Genomic DNA, 2,273 nt, shown 5'->3' with positions numbered 1-2,273 from the left:
AGCGGGAGTAACCGAGCTACGCTCGCTGAAAACAAGAAAATTGATTTTTACTAAATACATATAGGTGGAAATACTCAATAAACCCACTTTTTTTTTATGACTAAATAATAACAACACAGGAGAGATGATCATGTTTGATTACGACCTAATTAATTTAATTCTTTTTGTTTTAACAACGGTTTACACAATTATGGGGTACTACAAAAAATGATATTTAAACTTATTGAAAATAATGCGGAGCAAAGACGAGGAGTGAGGAGGAGGGCACGCACGACCGACACGACCGAGGAATTGGCGGAGCATTGTATTTACCACTTATATTTTGCGTATATACAACATGTTGTCATGAAAACTTGTGGTCTTGCTTTTCTGATTTTTTCAGTAGTACTATCAACTTGCACTAAAGCTTGTGCGAAAGACCTCGTTCACCGTACAGGCAAAAAAAATGGGCTGACAGTGCTGGAACACTTCAACCCAGTGATCAACATAATTAAGGTATGTCGATGAATCTATTTTATGGGGAAAATCCGTCCTCAGCAAGCTCAAAGAGCATTCAAAATAGCCAGTCTCTTGGTATATATACGAAATCTCCTGCCATCCTTACGCCACAAGGGTTTCAGCGGGTACATGATTATTTACTTCAGGATCAATCTCGAAAGCTTTTACCCAAAGAGCGAGTTTCGAATTGTAGACGTTTGCGCATTGATAAAATGAAGCCTCGTACAGTGATGTACAACGAGAATCGTTGTAAGGCTCATTTTGGCAATGTTCAGATTTGCGGTTCGATTTGGTCGTGTCCTATTTGTGCAAAGCACATCACGGAGCAAAGACGTACTGAATTAAGAACTGGCTTGGATAGGTGGAAAACAGGCCGTAACGGCTCCATATATCTCCTTACGCTCACGTTTAGCCATTCGCATGGCCAATCCTTAAGGATTTTGCTAGAAGGTCAGAAAAAGGCTTACAAGCGATTTTTCGAGGGGCGCAAAGTTGTAGCAATTTTCAAAAAACTAGGTGTCGAATACAAAATTAAGGGCCAGGAAGTTACTTACGGCCAAAATGGTTGGCATCCTCATAATCATGTTCTTTTATTGGCAACTCACCATGATTTACGTTTTGAGAGTTATATCTCTGAGTTAGCTGAACAATGGATTTCAGCTTGTATTAAATCGGGTCTTAATGCTCCCTCGATGCAGCATGGTTTGGATCTCCGTAACGGGTATTACGCTGACCAATATGTTGCAAAATGGGGAATTGAGAATGAATTAACTAAGGGCCACATTAAGAAGGGTCGCAACGGCAGTTACACGCCATTTGATCTTTTGCAATTATCTACTTCTGATGAAATTGTTCATGGACGATCTTCAGGCAAACTTTTTCAAGAATTTGCCCTGGCTATGAAAGGTGCTAGACAACTTGTTTGGGCACGTGGTCTTAAGGCTTTGCTTGAAATTGAAGATAAATCTGATGAAGAGTTAGCTGAAGAAACAGACAAGACTTCAATCACTTTAACCCCTGTTGAGGATCTCGTCTTTAGTCTGCTTTGCACATACCAAAAACGTCATGAATATCTGGAGGCAATTACTCGAGATTATGAAAGTGGATGTTTTGGAAATGGTGAAGCAGAAAATTTAATAAACGATTTGGTTCAAACAGAAATTAGGAGATTAGAAAATGCTTATTGAGAAAGTAATTTTGGTGAGTGTTGAGAAGTCTAAACAAGGTTATACGGCTGAAGTTGAACTAGAAACAGCAGATGGTTTTTCCTTTTCCGGGCCGATTGAATTTGATGTTAATTGGAACTACGACTTAGGTTTTTTGAATACCTTCGTCAATACAGATGAAGATCGAATATTTATTAAGGAAGTTCTTTCCAGTGATGATTTTAAGAACGATGTCTTAAGTTCTATTGTTTCTTAAATCTTTTTGCCCGATCCCCTCGGGCTTTTTTTTGCGTATACGCAAAAAATCAACTTAGGCTAATCATGCACCAGTGGTGCATATCAATTTACTCCATGACGTTTGGCGTGCCGTGCACGCACATAACGGCATGGAGTAAATTGTTTTATATCCATTTTCAGCCTGAAAATGAAAAAACAGAGCGGGTGTCTACCCGCGAACTGACATAAATCGATTAAGAGCCTTCTCTCCCTGATTACATGCTCCCTTTAGCCTAAGAGCGGGAGTAACCGAGCTACGCTCGCTGAAAACAAGAAAATTGATTTTTACTAAATACATATAGGTGGAAATACTCAATAAACCCACTTTTTTTT

The 2,273-nt window shown here is 39.2% G+C and carries 2 protein-coding genes; both read left to right on the top strand.

Features of this window, described 5'->3' with window-relative positions:
• Positions 1 to 503: 503 nt before the first annotated feature.
• Complete coding sequence (locus AB0P25_RS19275; RefSeq protein ID WP_363809540.1) at positions 504 to 1,685, top strand: protein rep; 1,182 nt, start codon at positions 504 to 506, stop codon at positions 1,683 to 1,685.
• A gap of 13 nt (positions 1,686 to 1,698) precedes the next feature.
• Complete coding sequence (locus AB0P25_RS19270; RefSeq protein WP_323133973.1) at positions 1,699 to 1,920, top strand: hypothetical protein; 222 nt, start codon at positions 1,699 to 1,701, stop codon at positions 1,918 to 1,920.
• Positions 1,921 to 2,273: the final 353 nt, after the last annotated feature.

The sequence above is a fragment of the Leifsonia sp. NPDC077715 genome (genome assembly GCF_040686855.1).
GTDB lineage: Bacteria > Actinomycetota > Actinomycetes > Actinomycetales > Microbacteriaceae > Leifsonia.
The sequence above is the reverse complement of the archived record's forward strand: the minus strand, read 5'-3'. Positions and strand labels throughout refer to the sequence as shown.